This is a genomic window from Kocuria flava (assembly GCF_001482365.1).
Lineage (GTDB): Bacteria > Actinomycetota > Actinomycetes > Actinomycetales > Micrococcaceae > Kocuria > Kocuria flava.
This window is the reverse complement of the sequence record NZ_CP013254.1, coordinates 933,726-955,738: the sequence shown is the minus strand read 5'-3', so window position 1 is coordinate 955,738 and position 22,013 is coordinate 933,726. Positions and strand designations below refer to the sequence as shown.

The 22,013-nt window shown below is 74.6% G+C and carries 23 protein-coding genes; 15 read left to right on the top strand and 8 right to left on the bottom strand.

Translation table 11 applies throughout. The features are described 5' to 3' along the window. Both AS188_RS04315 and AS188_RS04310 read right to left on the bottom strand, forming a co-directional pair. Positions 1-1,476, bottom strand: a complete 1,476-nt coding sequence (locus AS188_RS04315; protein WP_058857816.1) for an aldehyde dehydrogenase family protein — start codon at positions 1,474-1,476, stop codon at positions 1-3. Further along, complete coding sequence (locus AS188_RS04310) at positions 1,473-2,153, bottom strand: HD domain-containing protein (RefSeq protein WP_083529244.1); 681 nt, start codon at positions 2,151-2,153, stop codon at positions 1,473-1,475. The genes AS188_RS04315 and AS188_RS04310 overlap by 4 nt, the downstream gene beginning before the upstream one ends. Positions 2,154-2,260: 107 nt before the next feature. Here AS188_RS04310 and AS188_RS04305 point away from each other — a divergent pair, with 107 nt between their 5' ends. From AS188_RS04305 to AS188_RS04280, 6 genes are all read left to right on the top strand, one after another. After that, positions 2,261-2,593, top strand: coding sequence for a CHY zinc finger protein (locus AS188_RS04305; protein ID WP_058857815.1), 333 nt, complete (start codon positions 2,261-2,263; stop codon positions 2,591-2,593). A 42-nt stretch (positions 2,594-2,635) separates the two neighbouring features. Continuing rightward, positions 2,636-3,391: an energy-coupling factor ABC transporter ATP-binding protein gene (locus AS188_RS04300; protein ID WP_083529243.1), complete on the top strand. Its 756-nt coding sequence runs from the start codon at positions 2,636-2,638 to the stop codon at positions 3,389-3,391. After that, complete coding sequence (locus tag AS188_RS04295) at positions 3,391-4,086, top strand: energy-coupling factor transporter transmembrane component T family protein (RefSeq protein ID WP_058857814.1); 696 nt, start codon at positions 3,391-3,393, stop codon at positions 4,084-4,086. Before AS188_RS04300 ends, AS188_RS04295 begins: the two co-directional genes overlap by 1 nt. A 78-nt stretch (positions 4,087-4,164) precedes the next feature. Next, positions 4,165-4,761: a biotin transporter BioY gene (locus AS188_RS04290; RefSeq protein ID WP_058857813.1), complete on the top strand. Its 597-nt coding sequence runs from the start codon at positions 4,165-4,167 to the stop codon at positions 4,759-4,761. A gap of 3 nt (positions 4,762-4,764) precedes the next feature. Next, complete coding sequence (locus AS188_RS04285) at positions 4,765-6,174, top strand: class I adenylate-forming enzyme family protein (protein ID WP_058857812.1); 1,410 nt, start codon at positions 4,765-4,767, stop codon at positions 6,172-6,174. Further along, a complete protein-coding gene (locus AS188_RS04280) occupies positions 6,155-7,327 on the top strand; it encodes a thiolase family protein (protein ID WP_058857811.1) in 1,173 nt (390 codons plus the stop codon). Before AS188_RS04285 ends, AS188_RS04280 begins: the two co-directional genes overlap by 20 nt. A gap of 27 nt (positions 7,328-7,354) precedes the next feature. Here the strand turns inward: AS188_RS04280 and AS188_RS04275 are convergent, their stop codons facing one another. Further along, positions 7,355-7,921 (bottom strand): hypothetical protein, encoded by a 567-nt coding sequence (locus tag AS188_RS04275; protein WP_058857810.1) that lies wholly within the window; start codon positions 7,919-7,921, stop codon positions 7,355-7,357. Between the two features lie 215 nt (positions 7,922-8,136). Between AS188_RS04275 and AS188_RS04270 the strand changes: the two genes are divergently transcribed. Beyond that, on the top strand, positions 8,137-8,916 hold the full coding sequence (locus AS188_RS04270; protein WP_058857809.1) for an acetoin reductase: 780 nt from the start codon (positions 8,137-8,139) through the stop codon (positions 8,914-8,916). 71 nt (positions 8,917-8,987) lie between these two features. Here the strand turns inward: AS188_RS04270 and AS188_RS04265 are convergent, their stop codons facing one another. After that, positions 8,988-10,799 (bottom strand): flavin-containing monooxygenase, encoded by a 1,812-nt coding sequence (locus tag AS188_RS04265; RefSeq protein WP_147050310.1) that lies wholly within the window; start codon positions 10,797-10,799, stop codon positions 8,988-8,990. Positions 10,800-10,941: 142 nt separating this feature from the next. Here AS188_RS04265 and AS188_RS04260 point away from each other — a divergent pair, with 142 nt between their 5' ends. After that, on the top strand, positions 10,942-12,048 hold the full coding sequence (locus tag AS188_RS04260; protein WP_083529242.1) for a GAF domain-containing protein: 1,107 nt from the start codon (positions 10,942-10,944) through the stop codon (positions 12,046-12,048). Positions 12,049-12,112: 64 nt separating this feature from the next. On the opposite strand, the gene AS188_RS04255 is transcribed toward AS188_RS04260, so the two are convergent. Next, entirely contained in the window at positions 12,113-13,060 is a 948-nt protein-coding gene (locus AS188_RS04255) for a helix-turn-helix transcriptional regulator (RefSeq protein ID WP_058857807.1), read from the bottom strand. Positions 13,061-13,311: 251 nt separating this feature from the next. On the opposite strand from AS188_RS04255, the gene AS188_RS04250 reads away from it, so the two are divergent. After that, complete coding sequence (locus tag AS188_RS04250) at positions 13,312-13,935, top strand: AmiS/UreI family transporter (protein WP_083529241.1); 624 nt, start codon at positions 13,312-13,314, stop codon at positions 13,933-13,935. 18 nt (positions 13,936-13,953) lie between these two features. Here the strand turns inward: AS188_RS04250 and AS188_RS04245 are convergent, their stop codons facing one another. Then, positions 13,954-14,580, bottom strand: coding sequence for a TetR/AcrR family transcriptional regulator (locus AS188_RS04245; protein ID WP_058857806.1), 627 nt, complete (start codon positions 14,578-14,580; stop codon positions 13,954-13,956). A gap of 107 nt (positions 14,581-14,687) precedes the next feature. Between AS188_RS04245 and AS188_RS04240 the strand changes: the two genes are divergently transcribed. Continuing rightward, positions 14,688-16,169: a DHA2 family efflux MFS transporter permease subunit gene (locus AS188_RS04240; RefSeq protein ID WP_058857805.1), complete on the top strand. Its 1,482-nt coding sequence runs from the start codon at positions 14,688-14,690 to the stop codon at positions 16,167-16,169. Positions 16,170-16,221: 52 nt separating this feature from the next. On the opposite strand, the gene lepB is transcribed toward AS188_RS04240, so the two are convergent. Further along, a complete protein-coding gene (gene lepB, locus AS188_RS04235) occupies positions 16,222-16,749 on the bottom strand; it encodes a signal peptidase I (protein ID WP_058857804.1) in 528 nt (175 codons plus the stop codon). A gap of 21 nt (positions 16,750-16,770) precedes the next feature. Next, positions 16,771-17,361 carry a DUF6448 family protein gene (locus AS188_RS04230; protein WP_058857803.1) on the bottom strand — a complete coding sequence of 197 codons (591 nt, stop codon included), beginning with the start codon at positions 17,359-17,361 and terminating at the stop codon, positions 16,771-16,773. A gap of 353 nt (positions 17,362-17,714) precedes the next feature. On the opposite strand from AS188_RS04230, the gene AS188_RS04225 reads away from it, so the two are divergent. From AS188_RS04225 to AS188_RS04205, 5 genes are read left to right on the top strand one after another with little or no spacing between them, the layout of a single operon-like run. Further along, positions 17,715-18,461: a 5-oxoprolinase subunit PxpA gene (locus tag AS188_RS04225; RefSeq protein ID WP_058857802.1), complete on the top strand. Its 747-nt coding sequence runs from the start codon at positions 17,715-17,717 to the stop codon at positions 18,459-18,461. A 44-nt stretch (positions 18,462-18,505) separates the two neighbouring features. After that, positions 18,506-18,745: an acetyl-CoA carboxylase gene (locus AS188_RS04220; RefSeq protein WP_058857801.1), complete on the top strand. Its 240-nt coding sequence runs from the start codon at positions 18,506-18,508 to the stop codon at positions 18,743-18,745. Between the two features lie 3 nt (positions 18,746-18,748). Next, positions 18,749-20,113: an acetyl-CoA carboxylase biotin carboxylase subunit gene (locus AS188_RS04215; protein ID WP_058857800.1), complete on the top strand. Its 1,365-nt coding sequence runs from the start codon at positions 18,749-18,751 to the stop codon at positions 20,111-20,113. Continuing rightward, complete coding sequence (locus AS188_RS04210; protein ID WP_058857799.1) at positions 20,110-21,030, top strand: 5-oxoprolinase subunit B family protein; 921 nt, start codon at positions 20,110-20,112, stop codon at positions 21,028-21,030. Before AS188_RS04215 ends, AS188_RS04210 begins: the two co-directional genes overlap by 4 nt. Next, positions 21,014-21,979: a 5-oxoprolinase subunit C family protein gene (locus tag AS188_RS04205; protein WP_058857798.1), complete on the top strand. Its 966-nt coding sequence runs from the start codon at positions 21,014-21,016 to the stop codon at positions 21,977-21,979. Before AS188_RS04210 ends, AS188_RS04205 begins: the two co-directional genes overlap by 17 nt. Positions 21,980-22,013 lie beyond the last annotated feature (34 nt).

Below are 22,013 nucleotides of genomic sequence, written 5' to 3'. Positions count from 1 at the left end.
TCAGCCCCGGGGCCCGCGGTGCACCGACTGGTAGGTCAGGTACGCGCTGAGCCCCTCGACGCCGAACTCCACGCCCAGGCCCGAGTCCCCCCGCCCGCCGAAGGGCGCGGCGTGGTTGGAAGCGAAGAAGTTGATGCCCACCGACCCGGTGTTCACCCGGCGGGCCACCCGCTGGGCCTCCTCCTCGTCGGCGGAGAAGACGATCCCGCCGAGGCCGAACGGCGTGTTGTTGGCCAGGGCCACCGCCTCGTCCACGTCGCGGTAGCGCAGCACCGTGATCACGGGCCCGAAGATCTCCTCCCGCGCCACCGTCATCTCCGGGGTGACGTCGGCCAGGACGGTGGGGGCCACGTAGAAGCCGGTCTCCCGGTCGGCGCGGCCGCCGCCGGTGACCACCCGGGCACCCTCCGCGCGGGCGGTCTCGAGGTAGCCCATGACCACGTCGTACTGGGCCCGGTTGGCCATGGGCCCGAAGACCGTGCCCTCCTCGAGCGGGTCGCCCTGCGGGGCCGCCGCGACGGTCGCCCCGACCATCTCGACGACCTCGTCGTAGCGGCTCTCGGGGTCCAGGATCCGGGTGGAGATGTAGCAGGTCTGCCCGGTGTTGCGCAGGCAGGAGCGGAGGAGCACGGAGGACATGTGCTCGAGGTCGGCGTCGGGCAGCACGATCGCGGAGGACTTCCCGCCGAGCTCCAGGGTCACGGGCTTGAGCTGCTCGCCGCACGCGGCGGCGATCCGCCGGCCCACCGGCGTGCAGCCGGTGAAGGCGACCTTGCGCACGGCCGGGTGCCGGACCAGCCGGTCGCCCATGCGGCCGTTGCCGGTGACGAGGTTGACCACGCCAGCGGGCACCCCGGCGGCGGTCAGCGCGTCGACGACGAAGCGCACGGACAGCGGCGTGGGCGAGGCCGGCTTGATCACCACGGTGCACCCGGCGAGCAGGGCCGGGGCGAGCTTGGCGACCACGAGGTTGATCGGGAAGTTCCACGGGGCGATGAGGGCGCACACCCCGACGGGGTTCTCGTGCACCACGGTCTCCCCCGCCCCGTTGGGGAAGGGGCGCACGTCCTCGGCCTCGAGCCAGGGGGCGAAGTAGCGGAAGATGCCGGCCGCGTTGGCCGCCGCGCCGCGGGTCTCGGCGAGCGGGGTGCCGTTCTCGCGGGTGTTGGTCAGCGCCATGGGCTCGCGGCGGGTCTCGATCTCCTCGGCGGCCCGCAGCAGGACCTGCGCCCGCTCGGCGGGGGTGCGCGCCGCCCACCCGGCGAAGGCGCGCTCGGCGGCGCCGACCGCGCGGTCGAGGTCCTCCTCGGTGGCGTTGGGCACCGAGGCCCAGACCTCCTCGGTGGCGGGGTCGACGACGTCGTTGCGCTGCGCGCCGGTCGAGGCGAGATAGGCGCCGTCGATGAAGTGGTCGTCGACGTGGGTGTAGGGCAGCTCCAGCCCGGCCCGGGCCGGGGCGGCGGTGGTGTCGGTCATCGCAGGACGCTCGCTTTCAGCAGGGCCCGGGAGCGGGCGAGGTCGGCCTCGGCCATCTGCCGGGCCGCGGAGGTCTGCAGCTCGGGGACGATCTCGGTCTCGAGCCGGTCCATGTAGGCGGAGGGGGTGAGCTTGAACCAGGACGAGGCCAGGGCGATGCCGACCTGGTCGAAGCGCCACAGCCGGTCGGCGTCGCGCACGAGGGCGTCCTCGAGGGAGCGGGCCTCGGGACGGGTGTCGTGGCCGTCGATGATGGCGGTGACCCGCCCGACGAACTCCGCGTCGTAGCCGAGCTCCGGGAGGACCTCCTCGGCGATCAGGCAGCCCTGCCGCTCGTGCTCGTAGCGGATGTCGGCCTTGCGCCAGTCCCCGGAGAACCCCTCCGAGAGGATCCGCTCCTCGTCGGCCCGGCCCCAGCCCGTGTCGTGCAGCAGGATCGCCGGGAGCACGACGTCCGGGTCCGCCCCGGGCACGAGCGGCAGCAGCTGGCGGGCGATGCCCCAGGCGTAGAGGCTGTGGGCGTCGTTGTTGCGCACGTCCAGGTGGGGCCGGGCGCGCACCCAGATCTCCCGCTCCGTGGCGGAGAGGCCGAAGACCCCGGCGACCTCCTCGGCGGGCGGGATCTTCGCGGCGAGGTCCTGGGTGGGCGCCCCGTGCGGCGCGGCGTCGGTGTGCATGCCGCCATGCCTACCCGACGACGCCGGGGCAGCGCTGGAGAATCCGGGACAATGGTCCGCGGCAGGACGGATCGGGCACACGGCGGGAGCCGGGGAAGGAGAACGACGTGCCGGAGGTGCTGGGCCCCACGGTCGACGACCAGACGCGGTGCGTCCACTACCGCACGCCCCTGGACGTGATCGCGATCAGGTTCCGGTGCTGCGGGGCGTACTACCCTTGTCATCGGTGTCACGAGGAGAGCGCCGGTCACCCGGCCGCGCAGTGGCCGGTCGCCGAGCAGGACACCGCGGCCGTGCTGTGCGGGGTGTGCCGCACGGAGCTCTCCGTCCGGCAGTACCTGGCCGTGGAGGCCTGTCCCCGGTGCGGGGCGGGCTTCAACCCGGGGTGCCGGCTGCACGCCCACCTGTACTTCGAGCCGGACCCGTCCGGACAGCGCTGAGCCGGCCCGGGCGCGACCGGGCCGAGGAGGGAGGAGCCGAACGTGTCGCTCCGTCATGCGCTGCGGCGCCCGTCCCACCGCGGGCAGCCCACGGCCCCCGGGACCCCCCGCGCCGGCGCCTCCGGCATCGAGCTGACCGGGGTGTCGGTGACCCGTGAGGACGTCGTCGTCCTGCGGGAGATCGACCTGGTGGTCGAGGAGCGGCGGGTGGCCGTGCTCGGGCTCAACGGCTCGGGCAAGTCCACGCTGGTGCGCCTGTTCAACGGTCTGCTGCTGCCCACCACCGGCGAGGTCCGGGTGGGCGGGGTCTCCACCGCCGAGGACGCCAAGCGGGTCCGGCGGGAGGTCGGCTTCGTGTTCCAGAACCCGGAGAACCAGATCGTGATGCCGCAGGTCGGCGAGGACCTCGCCTTCGGGGCGAAGAACCTGGGCCTGCGCGGGCCCGAGCTCACGGCCCGGGTGGACGCCGCGCTCGAGCGCCTGGGCATCGCCCACCTGCGGGAGCGGGAGTCCTACGCCCTCTCCGGCGGGGAGAAGCAGCTGGTCGCGCTGGCCTCCGTGCTGGTGATGGAGCCGTCCACGATCGTCTTCGACGAGCCGACCACCATGCTCGACCGCCGCAACCGCCGCCGCCTGCAGGCCACCATCGACGAGCTCGACCAGCGCGCGGTCGTGGTGACCCACGACCTCGACCTGATCGGCGGCTACGAGCGGGTGCTGGTGGTCCACGAGGGCCGCATCGCCTTCGACGGCGCCCCGGACGAGGCCCTCGCGTTCTACTGCGGGATCAGCGACTGATGGGCGCGCCCCGGCCGCCGCGCCCCGGGCACCGCGCGGCCCGCACCCACGGTGGGGTTCCCTCCGGCGTGCTGGCCCGGATCCCGGCCGGACCGAAGTTCGGCTTCCTCTTCATCGCCAGCCTCGGCATCTATGCCGTGGCGGACCTGTTCGTGCTCTCCGCGGTGTTCGTCCTGGCCGTCACGGCGGCGGTGCTGACCCGCACCCCGCTCCCCCGCCTCGCGCGGCTGCTGGCGGGACTGGTCCTGATCGTCGGGATCGTCGTGCTCACCCTGGGGCTGACCACCGGGTGGGTCGCGGCGGCCGTGTCGGGGCTGCGGCTGCTGAGCCTGTGCCTGTTCGCCTACGCGGTCAGCCTGAGCACCTCCTTCAGCGAGATGCTCGCCCTGTTCGAGCGCGTGCTGCGGCCCACCCGCCACCTCGGGCTCAACCCGGCCCAGACGAGCCTGGCGCTGTCGATGACGATCCGGTTCATCCCCGAGATCCGCGCGAAGTACCTCGAGGTCCGCGAGGCGCAGTTCGCCCGGGGCCTGCACAACAGCCCGGTGGCCGTGCTCGTGCCCCTGATCGTGCGCACCCTCGAGTCCGCCCAGGAGATCTCCGACGCCCTCGACGCCCGCTGCTTCGACTCCGCGCCCGCCCCCGGGCGCGCACCGCGGTCCACGACGACGGCGCCCGCCCCGCCTCCCGGCTGAGCCCGCCGCCCCGCCACCGCGGGCCCCGTCGCACCGTCTCCCGCCCGTTCCCCACCCACCCCTGCCCCGAAGGACGTCATGGCCGCCCAGAACCCGCAGACCACCCAGAACACCGTGCTCGTCGCGGTCTTCGCCGCCCTCATCGCCGCCCTCGGGCTCGTCCCGCCGATCACGGTCGGGATCGTCCCGGTGCCGATCACCCTCCAGACCCTCGGCGTCATGCTCGCGGGCGCCCTGCTCGGGCCGTGGCGGGGGATGCTCTCCGTCGTCGTCCTCCAGGTCCTCGTGCTCGCCGGACTGCCCCTGCTGGCGGGCGGGCGCGGCGGGCTCGGGGTGTTCCTCGGCCCGACCGGCGGCTACCTGGTCGGCTGGATCCCGGCGGCGCTGGTCATCGGTCTGCTCGTGCAGCACTGGGCGCTGCGGCGCACCGGGTCCACCGCCCGGTTCCTCGCGATGCTGCTGAGCACGGTCCTCGGCGGGATCGTCGTCATCTACGCGTTCGGCGTCCCGTGGACCAGCGTGGTCACCGGCCTGCCGCTGTCCACCTCCGCGCTGGGCTCGCTCGTGTTCGTCCCGGGCGACCTGCTCAAGGCGGTCGTGGCCAGCCTCGTGGCGGTCAGCGTCCACCGCAGCTACCGGCGCCTGCTCGGCGGCGTGCGCACCGCCGCCCGGTAGCCCGTGCCCTTCCTCGACCGGCTGGCCCGGTGGGCCGCCGAGCGTCCCGGGGACCCGGCCGTCGCCTGCGCCGGCGAGGCCGTCACCTGGGCCGGGCTGCGGGAGGCCGCCGCGGCGCTGGCCGCCTCCGGGGAGCCCACGGGGATCCTGCGGCGGCCCAACGGCACGGACCTCGCCGTCCGCTGGGCCGCCGGGGTCGCCGAGGAGCGGGCGTGCGCGGTCCTCGACCCGTCCTGGCCGCCCGAGCAGGCCGCGGCGGTGCTGCGCCGGTGTGCGCCGCTGCTGCCCGCCGGCCCCGCCCCGGCCCGGCTGCGCGACGGCGACCCCGCCTCGACCTTCCTGGTAGGGCTGACCTCGGGCACCACCTCGACGCCCAAGGGCTTCGCCCGCAGCCGCGGCTCCTGGCAGCGCTCCTTCGAGGCCTCGGCCGCGTGCTTCGAGCTCGGCCCGCACGACCGGGTGCTGGCCCCGGGGCCGCTGAGCACGAGCCTGAACCTCTACGCGCTCTCCGAGTGCCTCTGGACCGGGGCCGCGTTCACCACGCTGCCGCGCTTCGACGTCGCCGCCGCCCACGCCCTGATCGCCGGCGGCGGGGCGACCCGCCTGGTCGTCGTGCCCACGATGCTGCGGGTGCTCGCCGAGCGCGGCCTCGCCGTGGGCGCCGGAGCCCGCGGGCTCACCGCGGTCGTGTGCGCCGGCCAGCCCCTGGACCCCGCCACCCTCGCCGCGGCCCGCCGGTGGGCCCCGGGCGCCGTGATCTGGGAGTACTACGGCGCCGCCGAGCTCGGCTTCGTCGCCGCCCGCCGCCACGACCCGGGCGAGCCCCTCGACCCCGGGGACACGAGCGTGGGCGCGGCCTTCCCCGGGGTCGAGCTCGCCGTGCTCGACGACGCCGGCCGGCCGGTGCCCGAGGGCCGGCCCGGCACGATCGGCGTCCGCTCCCCGTTCGTCTGCGACGGCTACCTGTGGGGCGACGACGGTCTGGCCCTGGCCCGCCTCGGCGGCACGACCACCGTGGGTGACCGGGGGTTCCTGCGCGGCGGCCGGCTGCACGTGCTGGGCCGGGCCGCGGAGATGATCGTCACCGGCGGGCACAACGTCTACCCGCACGAGGTCGAGGCCGCCCTGACGGCCGTGCCGGGGGTCGCCGCCGCCGTCGTCGTCGGCCTCCCGGACCGCACCCGGGGCCAGCGCGTGGTGGCCGGGGTCCTGCCCGCCCCCGACGACGACGGGGCCCGCCTCGACCGCACCCGCCTGCACGCCGGGCTCGCCGGGCGGCTGGCCCCGGCGAAGCTGCCCCACCGCTACGTCCGGCTCACCGAGCTGCCCCTGACCGCCGGAGGCAAGATCAGCCGCCGGCTCCTGCGCGAGCGCCTCCTGGAAGGAGACCCCCGTGCCCGTCCCCTCGACTGAGCCCGGCGCTCCCCTGCTCCTCCTCGGGCGGCGCACCCCGCTGGCCCGGGCCGGGACCGCGCTCGCGGGCGTGCCCGTCCACCGGCTCCTGGCCCCGGTGCTGGACGCGCTGCTCGAGGAGACCGGCCTGGCCCCGGAGCAGGTCGCGGACGTCGTGGTGGGCAACGCCGTGGGCGCCGGCGGCAACCCCGCCCGGCTCGCCGCCCTCGAGGCCGGGCTGCCGCAGTCCGTACCCGGGCTCACCGTGGACCGCCAGTGCGGGTCCGGCCTCGACGCGGTCGTGCTCGCCTGCCACCTGGCCCGCGCCGGGGCCGGGCGGGCGTTCCTCGCCGGCGGCGCCGAGAGCATCAGCACCGCGCCCCTGCGCGGACGGCGGCAGGAGGACGGCGGCGTCGCGTTCTACCGCCGCGCGCAGTTCGCCCCGGAGCACCTGGGCGACCCGGACATGGGCGAGGCCGCCGAGACGGTCGCCCGCGAGCACGGCATCGGCCGGGAGCGCCAGGACGCCTTCGCCCTGCGCAGCCACCGGCGGGCGCTGGCCGCCGCGGCCGCCGGGGCGTTCGCCGGCGAGCTCGTGCCGGTGCGCACCCCGCGCGGGGCCGTCACCGCGGACAACGGCCCCCGCCCGCGCCTGGACGCGGCGCTGCTGGCCCGCTTCCCGCCCGTCTTCGCCGCCGGCGGCACCGTGACCGCCGGCAACTCGTGCGGGGACGCCGACGGCGCGGCCGCGGTCCTCGTCGCCGACCCGGCCGCCGCCCGCGAACTGGGCACGGCCACGGCGCTGGCCTTCCGCGGGGCCGCCACGGTGGGGGTGGACCCGGCCCGGCTCGGCCTGGGCGCCGCCGTGGCCGCCCGGCGGCTGCTCGCCGAGCAGGCCGTGCCCGTCCGGGCGCTGGCCGCGGCCGAGTTCAACGAGGCCTTCGCCGGGCAGGTGCTGGCCTGCACCGACCTGCTCGGCCTCGACGAGGAGGTGCTCAACGCCGAGGGCGGGGCCCTGGCCCTCGGCCACGCCTACGGCGCCTCCGGGGCGGTGTCGGTGGTGCGGCTGCTCGCCCGCGCCCGGGAGCTGCCCGAGGGGAGCCTGCTGCTGGCGATGATCAGCTCCGCCGGGGGCATCGGCACGGCGGCCCTGTTCGAGAAGGTCGCCCTCTGACCACGAGCTCGCGGTGGGCGTGGTCGGTCACGCGCAGTAGTCGCACTGCCCGGTGACGGGCAGCTGCATCCCGCAGGTGGGACAGGAGGGCACAGGCGGCGGCGCGGGAACCCTGCGCTCGAGCTTCTCGGCGAGTTCGCGGGTCAGCATCGGCTGCGCGCCGACGGGGATGTCCGGGCAGTAGTGGCGGTAGCAGTTGAGCCGTTCCTCGGCCGCCACCCACTCCAGCCTCACCGGGTCCTCGACGGGCTCACGCCCCTTCGTGCGCAGGAACTCGTTGAACCCCTCCCCCACCATTCCGTCGCCGCTGTGCACGACCAAGGAGGACAGCCCGGGCAGGTCGCGCTCCCGGCAGTACCACAGGACCGCCCCGAGCGGCTTGCCGATCCAGTTGCTCAGCCGCATCTGCGTGCGGACCCCGGTGGCCTCGAACAGCCGCTCCGCGAGGTCCTTGTAGGTGATGTACCCGCCGTACCGTGAGGCGACCTTCTCGAGGACCGGGATCGCCGCTGTGGTCCACTCCTCCAGGGCCCGCGGGAACGGGACGGCGGTGTGTCGATCCGGCTCTCGCCAGGTTCCCGGTTCACGGCCCACGCCCAGTGCTCCTCCACGCCCGTCGGAATGCGGTTGCACCAGCAACCCTAGGCCGTGGCCCGACCTCGGGGGAGGCCTGGGAGACGAGGCTCTCCCTGTGCGCGCCGGACCGGCAGGGGCTCCACCTCGTGCAACGCCGCGGAAACCCTCCGGACCCCATCCTGGGCCTGCACCGTCGCAACGTGCAGCGGTCACTGCATCACGGAGGAGACATCATGACGGAAGAAGCACGGGTGGCCCTGGTCACCGGAGCCGGCCGGGGCATCGGGAAGGCCATCGCCCTGAGGCTCGCGCAGGACGGGTTCGACGTCGGGCTGGTGGACCTGCGCGACGAGCTCACGCGAGAGGTCCTGGGCGAGATCGAGGCGACAGGTCGCCGAGCCTGTGCCGTCACCGCCGACGTCTCCGACCGCGACTCCGTGCGAGCCGCGGTCCAGGAGGTCGCAGAGAGGCTCGGTCGTCTCGACGTGATGGTCAACAACGCGGGCATCGCCCAGGTGCAGCCGATCCTGGAGGTGACCCCCGACGAGGTGGAGACGATCGAGCGGGTGAACATCAACGGCGTGCTGTGGGGCATCCAGGCCGCGGCCGCCCGGTTCCTCGAGCAGGGCACCAGGGGCAAGATCATCAACGCGGCCTCCATCGCCGGGCACGAGGGCTTCGCCGTGCTCGGCGTCTACTCGGCGACGAAGTTCGCCGTCCGGGGTCTCACGCAGGCCGCGGCGAAGGAGCTCGCTCCGCACGGCATCACCGTGAACGCCTACTGCCCCGGGGTCGTGGGAACCGACATGTGGGTGGAGATCGACGAGCGCTTCGCCGAGCTCACGGGCGCGGAGAAGGGCGCCACCTATGAGCAGTACGTGGGAGGCATCGCGCTGGGCCGCGCCCAGACGCCCGAGGACGTCGCCGCCTTCGTGTCCTACCTCGCCGGGCCGGACGCCGACTACATGACGGGCCAGGCGCCGCTGATCGACGGCGGGCTCGTCTACCGCTGAGCTCGCCGGAGGGGGATCAGGGCGCCGGGACGGGTCGATCCGTCCCGGCGCCCCGCCCCCGTGGCGGGGACTCACCGGGGGTGGTGGGACTCCTCGAGACCGTAGACCGGGGTGGGGACGCCCTCCATGCGGGCCTTCAGCTGCAGGGCCAGGTACTTGGAGTAGTGCCGGCTCTGGTGGAGGTTCCCGCCGTGGATCCAGAGGTTCTCCACGTTGGTGGGCTTCCACATGTTCCGCAGCTCGCCCTCCCACGGGCCGGGGTCGCGGGTCGTGTCGGAGCCGTAGCCCCAGCACTTGCCGACCCGGTCGGCGACCTCCGGGGAGATCAGGTCGGCGAGCCACTCGTTCATGGACCCGTAGCCGGTGGCGTACACGACGAGGTCGGCCGGCAGCTCGGTCCCGTCGGCGAGGACCACCGCGTCCTCCGTGAGGTGGTCGACCTGCCCGGTGGCCAGCCGGACCCGGCCGTCGATGATGAGCTGGGAGGCGCCCACGTCGATGTAGTACCCGGAGCCGCGGCGCAGGTACTTCAGGAACAGCCCGGAGCCGTCCTCCCCGAAGTCGAGGTCGAAGCCGGCCGCCTCGAGCGCCGCATAGAACTCCCGGTCCCGCTCGGCCATCTCGTCGAACGCGGGCCGCTGGACGTCCGGCAGGACCCGGTAGGGCCAGGAGGCGAAGAGCATGTCCGCCTGCTCCGTGGTGATGCCCGCCTCGAGGGCCTCCTCCGAGTAGAGGGGCTTGAGGACGAGGTCCATGAGGGACTCGCTGCGGGAGATGTGGGTCGAGGAGCGCTGGACCATGGTCACCTCGGCCCCGTGCTCCCACAGGTCGGCGCAGATGTCGTGGGCGGAGTTGTTGGAGCCGATGACCACGGCCCGCTTGCCCGCCCAGTCGTCGCCGCCGGCGTGGGCGGAGGAGTGGTGCTGGGCGCCGCGGAAGGTCTCGGCGCCGGGGAACACGGGGATCCGCGGGTACCCGGAGACGCCCAGGGCGAAGACGAGCTGGGTGGGGTGCAGCACGACCTCCTCGCCGTCGCGGTCCACGACGACCGTCCACGTCCCGGACGCCTCGTCCCACTGCGCCGACCGGCACTCCGTCCTCGACCAGTAGTTCAGCTCCATGATGTCGGCGTAGTGCATCAGCCAGTCGGCCACCTTGTCCTTGGCGGGGAACACCGGCCAGTCGTCCGGGAACGGCAGGTAGGGCATGTGGTCGTACCAGACGGGGTCGTGCAGGTGCAGGGACTTGTAGCGGTTGCGCCAGGCGTCGCCGGCCTTCTCGTGCTTGTCCACCACGATCGTGGGGATGCCCAGCCGTCCCAGCCGGGCGGCGAGGCCGATCCCGCCCTGGCCGCCGCCGACGACGAGGCAGTACGGCTGCTCGTCGCGGCCCAGGGACTCCTCCCGGGCCCGGCGCCGCTCCAGCCAGGTGGTGCGCTCGCGGGTGATCTCGTGGACGACGCCGCGGTCCCGGCGCGGGCCCTTCCGCTCCTCGAACCCGCGCAGGTCCTGCAGCGTGGTGAGCAGGGTCCACGCCTTCCCGCCGCGCAGGCGCAGGTAGCCCCACCCGGAGCCGGCGGCGGTCCCGAAGCGCAGCCAGCACTCCGTGACGCCGTCCGCCGTCGTCGGCTCCCCCTCGACCTCCCAGCCGGTGGGCCGCACGTGGGGCAGGGTCTCGGCGAGCATGCGGCGGATCTGCTCGCGGCCCTCGAGGGTCTTGAGGTTCCAGGTGAACGCCAGGAAGTCGCGCCAGAAGCCGCCCTCCTCGAACAGCTCGGCCGCGGCCCCCGCGTCCTCCGCGGCGAGGGCGTCCTGCAGGGCGGCCAGCCAGGTGCGGGCGGTGTCCGTGCCGGCCGCCACGCCGGTCTCGTCGATCTGGGTCATCGTTCCTCCTCGGTGTACGCCGGGACCCCGGTGGCATAGGGTCCGGTGTGATGCGTGTCACCACTGTGGGGCCGCGGGGGTTTCCCCGGCGTTGCATCGGGGCCGCGGCACGATCACCGGGCGCGGAGGACGGAGGAGCGCTGTGCACAGCAGAGGATCGACGGAGGCGCCGGAGCGGGTGCGCTCGGCCTGGGAGCGGTGCACCGCCCGCGGGCTGTCCCGGGACCTGGACGGCCCGCGCGAGGTGCTCCCGGACCGGACGGTCGAGGAGCTGCGGGTGGCCTCCCCGCTGCGGGCGCACGTCGAGACGGTCGCCGACCTGCTCGGCGTGGCCCGTGATCCGTCCGAGCCCCGGGTCGCGGTCCTGACGGCCCCCGACGGCACGGTGCTGTGGCGCCGCGGGGGCCGCGCGCCGCTGGGCCGGGCCGACGGGCTCGGCTTCGTGGAGGGCGCCGGCTGGGACGAGCACGGGGTGGGCACCAATGCGATCGCCCAGGCGCTGCGCAGCGGGACCGCGGAGGAGCTGCGCGGGACCGAGCACTTCGCCCGCGCCCACAGCGCGTGGGACTGCACCTCGGCGCCGGTGCGCGACCCGCACGGCGGCGAGGTGCTCGGGGTGCTCGACCTCTCGGGCCCGCGCGGCAGCGCCACGCAGGACACCCGGGGCCTGGTCCGCTCGGCCGCCCGCGTCGTGGAGACCCTGCTCGCCGCCCAGGCCCCGGCGCGCCCCCGCCCCGCGGGCCCCGGTGCGGTCCCGTCCCTGGAGCTGCGCCTGCTCGCCGAGCCGGCCACGGCCCGGGTGGGCGGCGGGGAGGAGCTCCCGCTGCCGACGCGCTCGGCGGAGATCCTCGCGCTGCTGAGCCTGCGCGAGCGCGGGTGGAGCGCCGAGGAGATGGCCTACGCCCTCTACGGGGAGCAGGGCAGCCCGGGCACCGTCCGCACCGAGATCCACCGGGTCCGCTGCCGGCTCGGGGCGGTGCTCACCACCGGCCCCTACCGCTTCGCCGACCCGGCGGGGGTCACGAGCGACGTCGCGCGCCTGCGGGACGCCCTCGAGCACGGCGAGGTCGCCCGGGCGCTGAGCATCTACCGGCAGCCGCTGCTGCGCTCTTCGGAGCTGCTCAGCATCGAGGAGTGGCGGGCCGAGCTCGACCGGGAGACCGCCGAGGCCGTGCGCCGCAGCGGCGACCCCCGGTTCGCGGCCCGCTGGGCCCACACCGAGATGGGCCACGCCCAGGGGTGCGGCTGACCCGTGCGGGACGACGACGCCGGGTGCCGCGGCGGGCCCGGTCCACCGGCCCCGGCAAAGAGCGCTACCGCCCGAGGGTCTCGCGCGGGTAGACCCCGTGGGCGCGGCGGTAGGCGGCGGCGAAGCGCCCGGGGTGGGCGAAGCCCCAGCGCAGGGCGATCTCCCGGACGGTGTCGCCCAGCGCGGGGCTGCCGGCCGCCAGGTCCGCGTGGGCGGCGGCGAGGCGGGTCCGGCGCAGGTGCTGGAGCGGGTGCAGGCCCAGCGGGTGGTTGGCGCGGAACGCCCGCACGAGCGCGGGCGTGGTGGTGCCGGCGGCGCGGGCGGCGTCCTCCACGGTGATCGGCAGGGAGGCGTGGGCGTCGAGGAACTCGACGGCCATCCGGTACCGGCGTGCCTGGGCCTCCATCGACAGGGTCCGGCGGACCGGGTCGCCCGCCAGCGGGAAGCACTCCAGGGCGGCCACCGCCAGGTGGCGGGTGAGGTCGGCCCGGACGAGCTCGGCCTCGAACGCCCCCGAGTTCACCGCCTCGCGGGCGATCCCCGACAGCCGCGTCCAGTACGTCCCCAGCCGGGGGCTCACCGGCTCGGTGGAGAGGAAGCGGACGGGCTCATCCTCGGTGCCGTAGACCGTCCCGGCGACCTCCTGCAGCAGGTGCGGGGCGAGGTTGATGTTGGTGACCTCCACGGCGGCGCCGACGACGAGCGCCGGGTGGCCGGGACGGAACAGCGCCGGGCCGCGCACGCCGCTGCCGGTCTCGTCGCGAGTCCGCCAGTCGTAGCGCTCGGCCCGCACGTCCGCGGCGCAGAAGACCTCGGTCTCGCCCCAGGCCGAGTAGGCACCCTCGAGCCGCAGCTGGACCACGGTGAGGCGCTCGTCGCCGTCGTGGCGGTGCCGGTAGGCGAACTGCTCGCCGACGGGCTCGAAGGAGAAGGGCACCCCGACGTCCTCGAACAGACCCCGGACCGCCTCGGAGCTGGTCACGGTGGCCTCGTGGCGCACCACGCCGCTCACCGGGCACCTCGGGGAGAGGTGGTCGTCCTGGGCACGGGCACGCGGGCCCGATCGGAAGCGGGCATGGCTCGTCCCTCCTGGGGGCGGCGCACGGACCGTGCGCCGCGGGTGAGGTCCATCCTGGTCGGGCCGCCCCCTGCCGGACAACCCTTTGCGGCGGCTCCCGTGATAAGAACCTTGGTCGAGACCATCAGGAGGTTGCCATGACCGGAAGCGCTGTCCACCGTCCCGCCCGCAGGGGCCGGTGAGCCGTGGCTGCCGTCGGCCTGCTGTACGTCGGGGCGGTCCTGTTCGTCAACGGGGTGATGCTCCTGGGGCGGATCCCGCCGAAGGCGGCGGCCCCGCTGAACCTGTTCGTGGGCGCGCTGCAGGTCCTCACCCCGACGTACCTGATCATCTCCGCCGACGGCGAGACCGGACGCATCATGCTGGCCGCCGGCCTGTACTTCTTCGGCTTCACCTACCTGTGGGTGGGCATCGACGCCATCACCGGCTGGCCCGACCAGGGGCTGGGCTGGTTCTCGCTCGTGGTGGCCGTCAGCGCCGTCGGCTTCGCCGTCCACTCCTGGGTGGGCCTGGGGGACCGCGCCTTCACCGCGCTGTGGCTGATGTGGGCCGTGCTCTGGCTCGCGTTCTTCGCCCTGATGGCCCTGGACCGGCCGCACCTCGGACCGGCCGTGGGCGTACTGGCCATCGGCAACGCCGTGGTCACCACCGGGATCCCGGGCTTCGCCGGGCTCGCCGACTGGTGGCAGGACTCCACCGCGCTCGCCCTGACCATCGCCGTGGCCGGGCTCGTCCTGCTGGCGGTGTGCCGCCCGCTGGGCCGGGTCCTGGCCGCCCGCACTCCGGCGTCGCCCGCCGCCACGGGGTAGGCGGCGCGCTGCTGCCGGTCAGCTCCCGGCGGGCAGCGAGCGCGGGCGCAGGTCCTGCATGAGCGCGGCGAAGCGCTCGTCGGCGCGGGCCACGTCCTCGGCGCTCCGGGCGGCGGAGACGACCGCGTGCAGGTGGGCGAACGAGGCGCCCACCAGGGCGCGGGCGACCACCCGGTCCGCCTCCCGGCCTGGGGCGCGCCGCTCCTGCCGCTGCACCAGCGCGTCGGTCAGCCGCTCCTGGAGGCGGTCGAACTGGCGCAGATAGGCGGCCAGGAGCACGGGGCTGTCGCCGATGATCCGCTGCAGCCGCTGCACCCCGCCCGTCTCGTACGGGCCCATCAGCAGCGCGCGGATCGAGTGGGCGCAGACCACCGTGAGCGTCTCCCAGACGTCCTCCTCGAGCGGTCGCTCGCCGAGCAGGGTGAGCATCTGCGCGTAGGCGTGCTCGTAGGGCAGGAGCACGACCTCGTCCTTGGTGGCGAAGTAGCGGAAGAAGGTCCGCTCGGAGGTCCCGACCGCCCGGGCGATCTCCTCGACCGTGGTCCGCTCGAAGCCGTGCTCCGCGAACAGGCCGAGTCCGACCTCGACGATCCGGTCCCGGACCGCCTCGCGCGAGACCTGGCGCAGCGATGACGTCGAGTTCATGCCCCCACCCTACCGGTCGTGTCAGTCACTGACAGTGGCGCTGTACACTGTCATTCCTTGCGGGCGACAGCACGCGAGCGACGCACGAGCAGGACCGAGGACCCGACATGACCGCGACCCCCGAGACCACCGAGACCGCCCCGCCCGGAGGACGGACGAGGCGCGGGATGACCGTCATGATCGGCGTCCTGCTGGTGGCGGCCTTCGTGATGGTGCTCAACGAGACGGTGATGAGCATCGCCCTGCCCCACGTCATGGCGGACTTCTCCGTACCGGCCTCGACCGCGCAGTGGCTGACCACGGTGTTCATGCTCACGATGGCCGTGGTCATCCCGCTGACGGGCTTCGTCCTGCAGCGCTTCGCGAGCCGGGCCGTGTTCGCCGGCGCGCTGCTGCTGTTCACCGCGGGCACCCTGCTGGCGGCCCTGGCCCCCGCCTTCGGGGTGCTGGTGGCCGCGCGGGCGCTCCAGGCGGCCGGCACCGCGGTCGTCCTGCCGCTGCTGACCACCACGATCCTCACCTTCGTCCCGGTCCAGCGCCGGGGCACCGTCTTCGGCCTCGTCTCCGTCGTGATCTCCGTGGCGCCGGCGGTCGGCCCGACGCTGTCCGGGGTGATCCTCTCGGCCTTCGGGTGGCGGGCGGTGTTCGTCGCCGTCCTGCCCGTTGCCGTCCTCGCGCTCGGTCTGGGGCTCGTGCTGGTCCGCGACATCGGCACCCCGCGCCCGCTGCCGCTCGACCTGCCCTCGGTGCTGCTGTCCGCGACCGCGTTCGGCGCGCTGATCTTCGGGCTCTCGAGCATCGGCGAGTCCACCGAGGGCCACGCCCTGCTGCCCCCGGCCCTGCCGGTCGCGGTCGGCGCCACGGCGCTGGCCCTGTTCGTGCGGCGCCAGCTGCGCCTGCAGCGCGAGGACCGGGCGCTGCTGGACCTGCGACCCTTCGCCCTGCGCCCCTTCTCGATCGGCGTGGTCGTCCTGCTCATCGCCATGGCCTCGCTGTTCGGCGCGCTGATCCTGCTGCCGCTCTACCTGCAGAACGTCCGCGGGCTCTCCGCGCTCGAGACCGGCCTCGCGGTGCTCCCCGGCGGTGTGCTCATGGGCGTCGTCGCCCCGTTCATCGGCCGCCTCTACGACCGCGTCGGCCCCCGCCCCCTGGCGATCCCCGGGGCCGTGGTGCTCGCGGCCGCGCTGTTCCTCATGGCCTTCCTCTTCGACGAGCGCACCGGGGCGCTCACCGTCACGCTCCTGCACATACTCCTGACCCTCGGGCTCGGCTTCCTCATGACCCCGCTGATGACCTCCGCGCTCGGGTCCCTCCCCCAGCACCTCTACTCCCACGGCAGCGCCATCATGAACACCCTCCAGCAGCTTGCCGGGGCGGTCGGCACGGCGCTGTTCGTCACCCTCATGGCCCTCGGAACCGCCGGCGCCGCCGCCGGCGGCGCCCCGGCGACCGCCGCCCAGGCGGCGGGGATCCAGCAGGCCTTCCTCGTCGGCGCCTGCGTGGCGGTCGTCGCGGTGGTCGCCGCGTGCTTCGTCCGCGGGCCCGAGACCCGGGCGGCGCAGGCGGTGAGCGGCGGGGACGCCTCCTGAGCCCGGCGCCACCGCTCCCCTGCCGGACGCCGCCCGCGGAGGCCGCGGAGCGTCACGGGGAGCAGGGGGCACGTCCGGCCCGGTGCCGCGCGGCCGGCGGCGGGGCGAGGCCGCTGACCACCTTCCCGCGGACGGCGGTCACGGGCAGGTACGGGCACCTCCAGTGGCGGCCGTCGTCGGAGCAGGCCCGGTTGTCGCCGAGCAGCAGCAGGTGCCCGGGCGGGACCCGGAAGGTGCCGCCCGGGCCCCCGGGGTGCACGACGTAGGGTTCCGCCACATCGCGGCCGTCGATGCTCAGGCGGCCGGTGGACCCGATCACCACCTGCTCCCCCGGCAGGCCGAGAACCCGCTTGACGACCGGTCGGCCCAGTTCGTGCGAGGTGACGACGAGGACGTCGCCGCGGCGGATCCGTCCGGTGCGGCCGAGGCGCCGGGTCAGCACACGACGCCCCGGCGCCAGTGCGGGGACCATGGAGCACGAGTCGACCAGCGTGACGAAGAGCAGCCGGCGGCGCACCACCAGACCGGCCAGGACGGCGACCAGCAGCGTCCCGGCGACCGTGACCGGGTCAGGTTCCACGGCTCGGTCCCGCAGCCACCGTCAGTGCCCGTGCCCGGCGCTCGCGTGGTGGTGGCCCTCCTCCTCGCCCTCGGCCAGCTTGACGAAACGGACGTAGGCCTCGACGTAGGCCCTGCCGGCCTCGAGGTCGTCCACGTCATGGCCCTTGCGGGCCAGCACCGCCGCGAGGCGGTCCTGCAGTTCCGGGACCTGTTCGGGACGCACCAGACCGGTCAGCGGTTCCAGGCTCCCCGCGTCGATGCAGCGGTCCGCGGCGGCCACCTCCTCGCCCACGGGCGCACCCGAAGGCTTCAGACCGGTGTATGGGGCCCCTTCACCGGCACGGTGGAGGCGCACGAGGTTCTCCAGGAACCAGCGCTCGGCCACCTCCCGGGCCGCACCGCCCTGGTCCCGCGCCGTCCGCGCCAGGGCGAAGATCTCGCGCAGCTCGCCCTCGTGCCCGGCGTCGACCCACTTCACGGCGTGGTCGGGGTTGCCCGTCTCCAAGGCTCGCCTGCCGTCCTGGGCGGCGGGTCCGTCCATGGTGTCGCAGTGCGCGGAGGCCCGCACCGGACGCAGGCACACCACCACGGCAGCCACCAGGCAGGCGGCGAGAACCAGCAGCACGCTCATCACGGACCTCCTCCTCCACGGGCATCCCCGGGGGCGGCCGGGGGAATGCCCCCACCAGGACCTGTTCACCCGCCCCGGCACAGCCAGTGTGCGCCGGTCGTCCCCGCGCCGCCTACGACCCGAGCCAATGTGTCTGCGGCTTATGCGGTCGTCACCGGCCGGCGGGCACCACCGCTCCCGGGACCGGGCCGTCGGCACCACCGCTGAGCGTGCGCCGGCCGCAGGACCGGGTCGGCCCGCAGGCCGGTCAGGACCACGCTCCCCCGCGGGACAGCGCCTCGTCCACGGAAATTTCTGCAGGACCGGGCACCGTGCCCATTCCGCCGGACGGGCCCGCTTCCGACGCTGTGACCATGACCACAGCATCGAGCCGTCCGACCGTGAACTCGGACATGGGCGAGGGCATCGGCCTCCACCGCTTCGGCAACGACCCGGAGCTGATGGAGGTGGTCGACCTCGCCAACATCGCCTGCGGCTTCCACGCCGGGGACCCGGACATCATGTCCGCCACCGTCGCCTCGGCCGCGGCCCACGGCGTGCGCATCGGCGCCCACCCGTCCCTGCCCGACCAGTGGGGCTTCGGCCGACGGGCCATGGTCCTGACCCCGGAGGAGGTCGAGTCCCTGGTCCGGTACCAGGTCGGTGCGCTCACCGGGTTCCTCCTCCAGCACGGCGCACCGCTGCACCACCTCAAGCCGCACGGCTCCCTCTACGGCATGGTCGCCCGCGACCCCGCGCTGATGGAACCGGTGGCCAAGGTCGCCGCCGACCACGGCGTGGCCGTGCTCGGGCTGGCCGGCACCGCCCACGAGTCCGTCTGCGCCGAGCGCGGGGTCCCCTTCGTGGCCGAGCTCTACGTGGACCTCGACTACGACGCCGAGGGCGGGCTGATCATCCAGCGCACCCCGCACGCCACCGACCCCCGGGCCGCGGCCGAGCGCGTGACCCGGGCCCTGACCACGGGGCGGATCGCCGCCGTGGACGGCACGGAGCTGCCGGTGCGCTTCGACTCCGTGTGCGTGCACTCCGACGCCCCCGGCGCCCCGGCCGTGGCCCGCGCCGTGCGCGAGGCCCTCGACGCCCACGCGGCGGCCGGCTGACCCGGCCCGCCCACCCCGAGCACGAACCGCCGAAAGGACCCACCATGGCCGAGATCCAGTCCCCGCTGCCGGGCGTCTTCTACCGCAAGCCCGGCCCCGACAAGGACCCCTACGTCCAGGAGGGCGACCGCGTCGAGGCCGGCCAGGTCATCGGCATGGTCGAGATCATGAAGCAGTTCACCGAGGTCCACTCGGACGTCGCCGGCACCCTCGAGAGCTTCTCGGTCGAGGACGCGGCCATGGTGAACCCCGGGGACACCATCGCCGTCGTCGCCGAGGGCTGAGCCGTGGCGATATCCACCCTGCTGGTCGCCAACCGCGGCGAGATCGCGGTGCGCATCCTGCGCTCCGCCCGGGACATGGGCATCCGCACGGTGCTCGCCGTCAGCGAGATCGACCGGGACTCGATGGCGGCCGGGCTCGCCGACGAGGTCGCCGTCGTCGGCCCCGCCCCCGCCCAGGCCTCCTACCTCAACGCCGAGGCGATCGTGCTCGCCGGCACGGAGGCCGGCTGCGACGCGGTCCACCCCGGCTACGGGTTCCTCTCCGAGAACGCCGCCTTCGCCCGCCGCGTCCAGGAGTCCGGGATGACGTGGGTGGGCCCCGATCCCGACGTCATCGACCTCATGGGCCACAAGACCCGCGCCCTGGAGGCGGCCGTGGCCGCCGACGTGCCCGTCCTGCCCGGCTCCAACGGCCCCCTGACGGACGACGACGACGCCGTGCTCGCCCTGGGCCGGGAGGTCGGCTACCCGCTGGTCATCAAGGCCTCGGCCGGGGGCGGCGGGCGCGGCATCCGCCTGGTCCGGGCCGAGGAGGACCTGCTGAAGACCGTCGACGTCGCCCGCGCGGAGGCCTCCGCGAGCTTCGGGGACCCCACCGTCTACCTGGAGCGCTTCGTCGAGCACGCCCGTCACGTGGAGGTCCAGGTCCTCGGCGACGGCGAGACCTTCCTGCACCTGGGCGACCGCGACTGCTCCATGCAGCGGCGCTCCCAGAAGATCGTCGAGGAGGCGCCGGCCCCGGAGCTGCCCGACCACGTCCGCGAGCGCATCCGCGCCTCGGCCGTGAACCTGGCCCGGCTGGCGAAGTACACGGGCGTGGGCACGGTCGAGTACCTCTACGACCCCGTCCGCCACGAGGCCGCCTTCATCGAGATGAACACCCGCCTGCAGGTGGAGCACCCGGTCACGGAGTTCGTCACCGGCGTGGACCTCGTCGCCGAGCAGCTGCGGATCGCCGCCACCGGGCGCACGCGGCTGCGGCAGGAGGACATCTCCTTCGACGGCCACGCCATCGAGTGCCGGATCAACGCCGAGGACCCGGACCGCAACTTCCTGCCCAGCCCGGGCAGGCTCACCCGCCTGGACTGGCCTGAGGGCGAGGACTACCGGGTGGACGCCGGGGTGCGCGAGGGCGACACCGTCGCTCCCTTCTACGACTCGCTGCTGGCCAAGCTGATCGTGCACGGCCACGACCGGCGGGAGGCCGTGCGGCGGATGAGCGAGGGCCTGGCCGCCACGCACATCGAGGGCATCAAGACCACGGTGCCCCTGCTGGCGCGGCTCGTGACGGATCCGCGGTTCGAGGCCGTGGAGCACTGGACCACCTACATCGAGACCGAGATGCCGAGCCCGGGGGGCGCACGATGACCGAGCAGTCGACCGAGATCCTCTACCTGCCCAACGCCCGCTACACGTGGGGCGGGGACGAGTTCCTGTTCGTGGAGTTCGACGAGGCCATGAACCTCACCGCCAACTACCTCGCCACCACGGTCGCCCACGGCCTCGAGCAGCTGGACCTGCCCGGCGTCGTCGACGTCTGCCCCGCCAACGCGTCCCTGCTGGTGCGCTTCGACCCCGACGTCCTCGGGGGCGAGGAGCTCAGGCGCCGCGTCCAGGAGCTCGAGGCCCAGGCCCGGACCGCCACCCAGCACACCGTGGAGACCCGCATCGTCGAGGTCCCCGTCTGGTACCAGGACCCCTACACCGCCGAGGTCGTCCAGCGCTTCCGCGAGGGCTACCACCAGGACCCCTCCGGCACGGACCTGGACTACGCCGCGAAGGTCAACGGCCTCGAGGACGCCGCCGAGTTCATCCGCCGCCACCACGAGTCCCCGTGGCTGGTGTCGATGGTCGGGTTCGTGGCCGGGCTGCCGTTCATGTACCAGCTCGTCCCGCGCGCCCGGCAGCTGGAGGTCCCCAAGTACCTCAGCCCCCGCACGGACACGCCCCCGCTGACCGTGGGCCACGGCGGGTGCTTCGCCTGCATCTACTCGGTGCGCGGGGCCGGCGGCTACCAGATGTTCGGGGTCGCCGCCGCCCCGATCTACGACCCCGGCCAGGAGCTGCCCGACTTCGAGGACTTCCTCATCCTCTTCCGCCCCGGCGACATCGTGAAGTTCCGCCCGGTGGACGAGGCCGAGTACCGGGCCGTCCAGGAGCAGGTCGAGGCCGGCACGTGGCGGTACAAGCAGGCGCCCGTGACCTTCGACGTCGAGGCCGCGCTCGCCGATCCCGCCACCTACAACCGCACCCTGCTGGAGGCCCTCGATGGCGCTGAGAACTGAGCAGCCCGGGCTGCTGACCACCGTCCAGGACCAGGGGCGGATCGGGTACTACAACGTCGGCATCCCGCAGGGCGGGGCGATGGACCAGGAGTCCGCGCAGACCGCCAACAAGCTGGTGGGCAACACCGCGGCCGAGGCCGTGCTGGAGTGCACCTACATGGGCCCGGCCTTCACGGTCGACGCCCCCACCACGATCGCGGTCGCCGGCGCGCAGGTGCCCGTGCTCGTCAACGGGCAGGAGCAGCCTCCCTGGACGCGCCTCGAGCTGGCCGAGGGCGACGCCGTGACCTTCGGCGTGCTCCGGGGCGGGGCCCGGTTCTACCTGGCCGTGCGCGGGGGCGTCGACGTGCCCGAGGTCCTCGGCTCCCGCTCGACCTACGCGATCGGCCGGCTCGGCGGCATGGGCGGGCGCAAGCTCGAGGCCGGCGACGTCGTCCCCGTGGGTTGCCCCACCGGGGAGCTGCCCGCCGTGACCGAGCTGCCGGAGTCCCTGCGCCCGGCCCTGGGCGGAGCCCAGGAGCTGCGCATCGTGTGGGGGCTCTACGACCACCTGCTCACCGAGGAGGGCCGCCGCCGGCTCGTCGAGGAGGAGTGGCGGCTCACCCCGGTGGCCGACCGCATGGGCCTGCGCTACGAGGGCCCCGGCGTGGAGTGGATCCAGCGGGAGCAGCCCTTCGGCGCCGGCTCCGACCCGTCGAACATCGTCGACGCCGGCTACGCCGTGGGCTCGATCCAGGTCCCCGGCGGCACCCAACCGATCGTGCTGCACCGCGACGCCGTCTCCGGCGGCGGCTACGCCATGGTCGGCACCGTGATCTCCGCGGACATGGACCTGCTGGCCCGCGCCACGCCCGGGACCGTCACCCGGTTCCGCGCCGTGCCGATGGAGGAGGCCCTGCGGGCCCGCCGGGAGCGGGCGGCACGGCTGCAGGAGATCTGGGCGCTCTGACCGGCCCGCGCACGACCGACCACCCGCACACCAC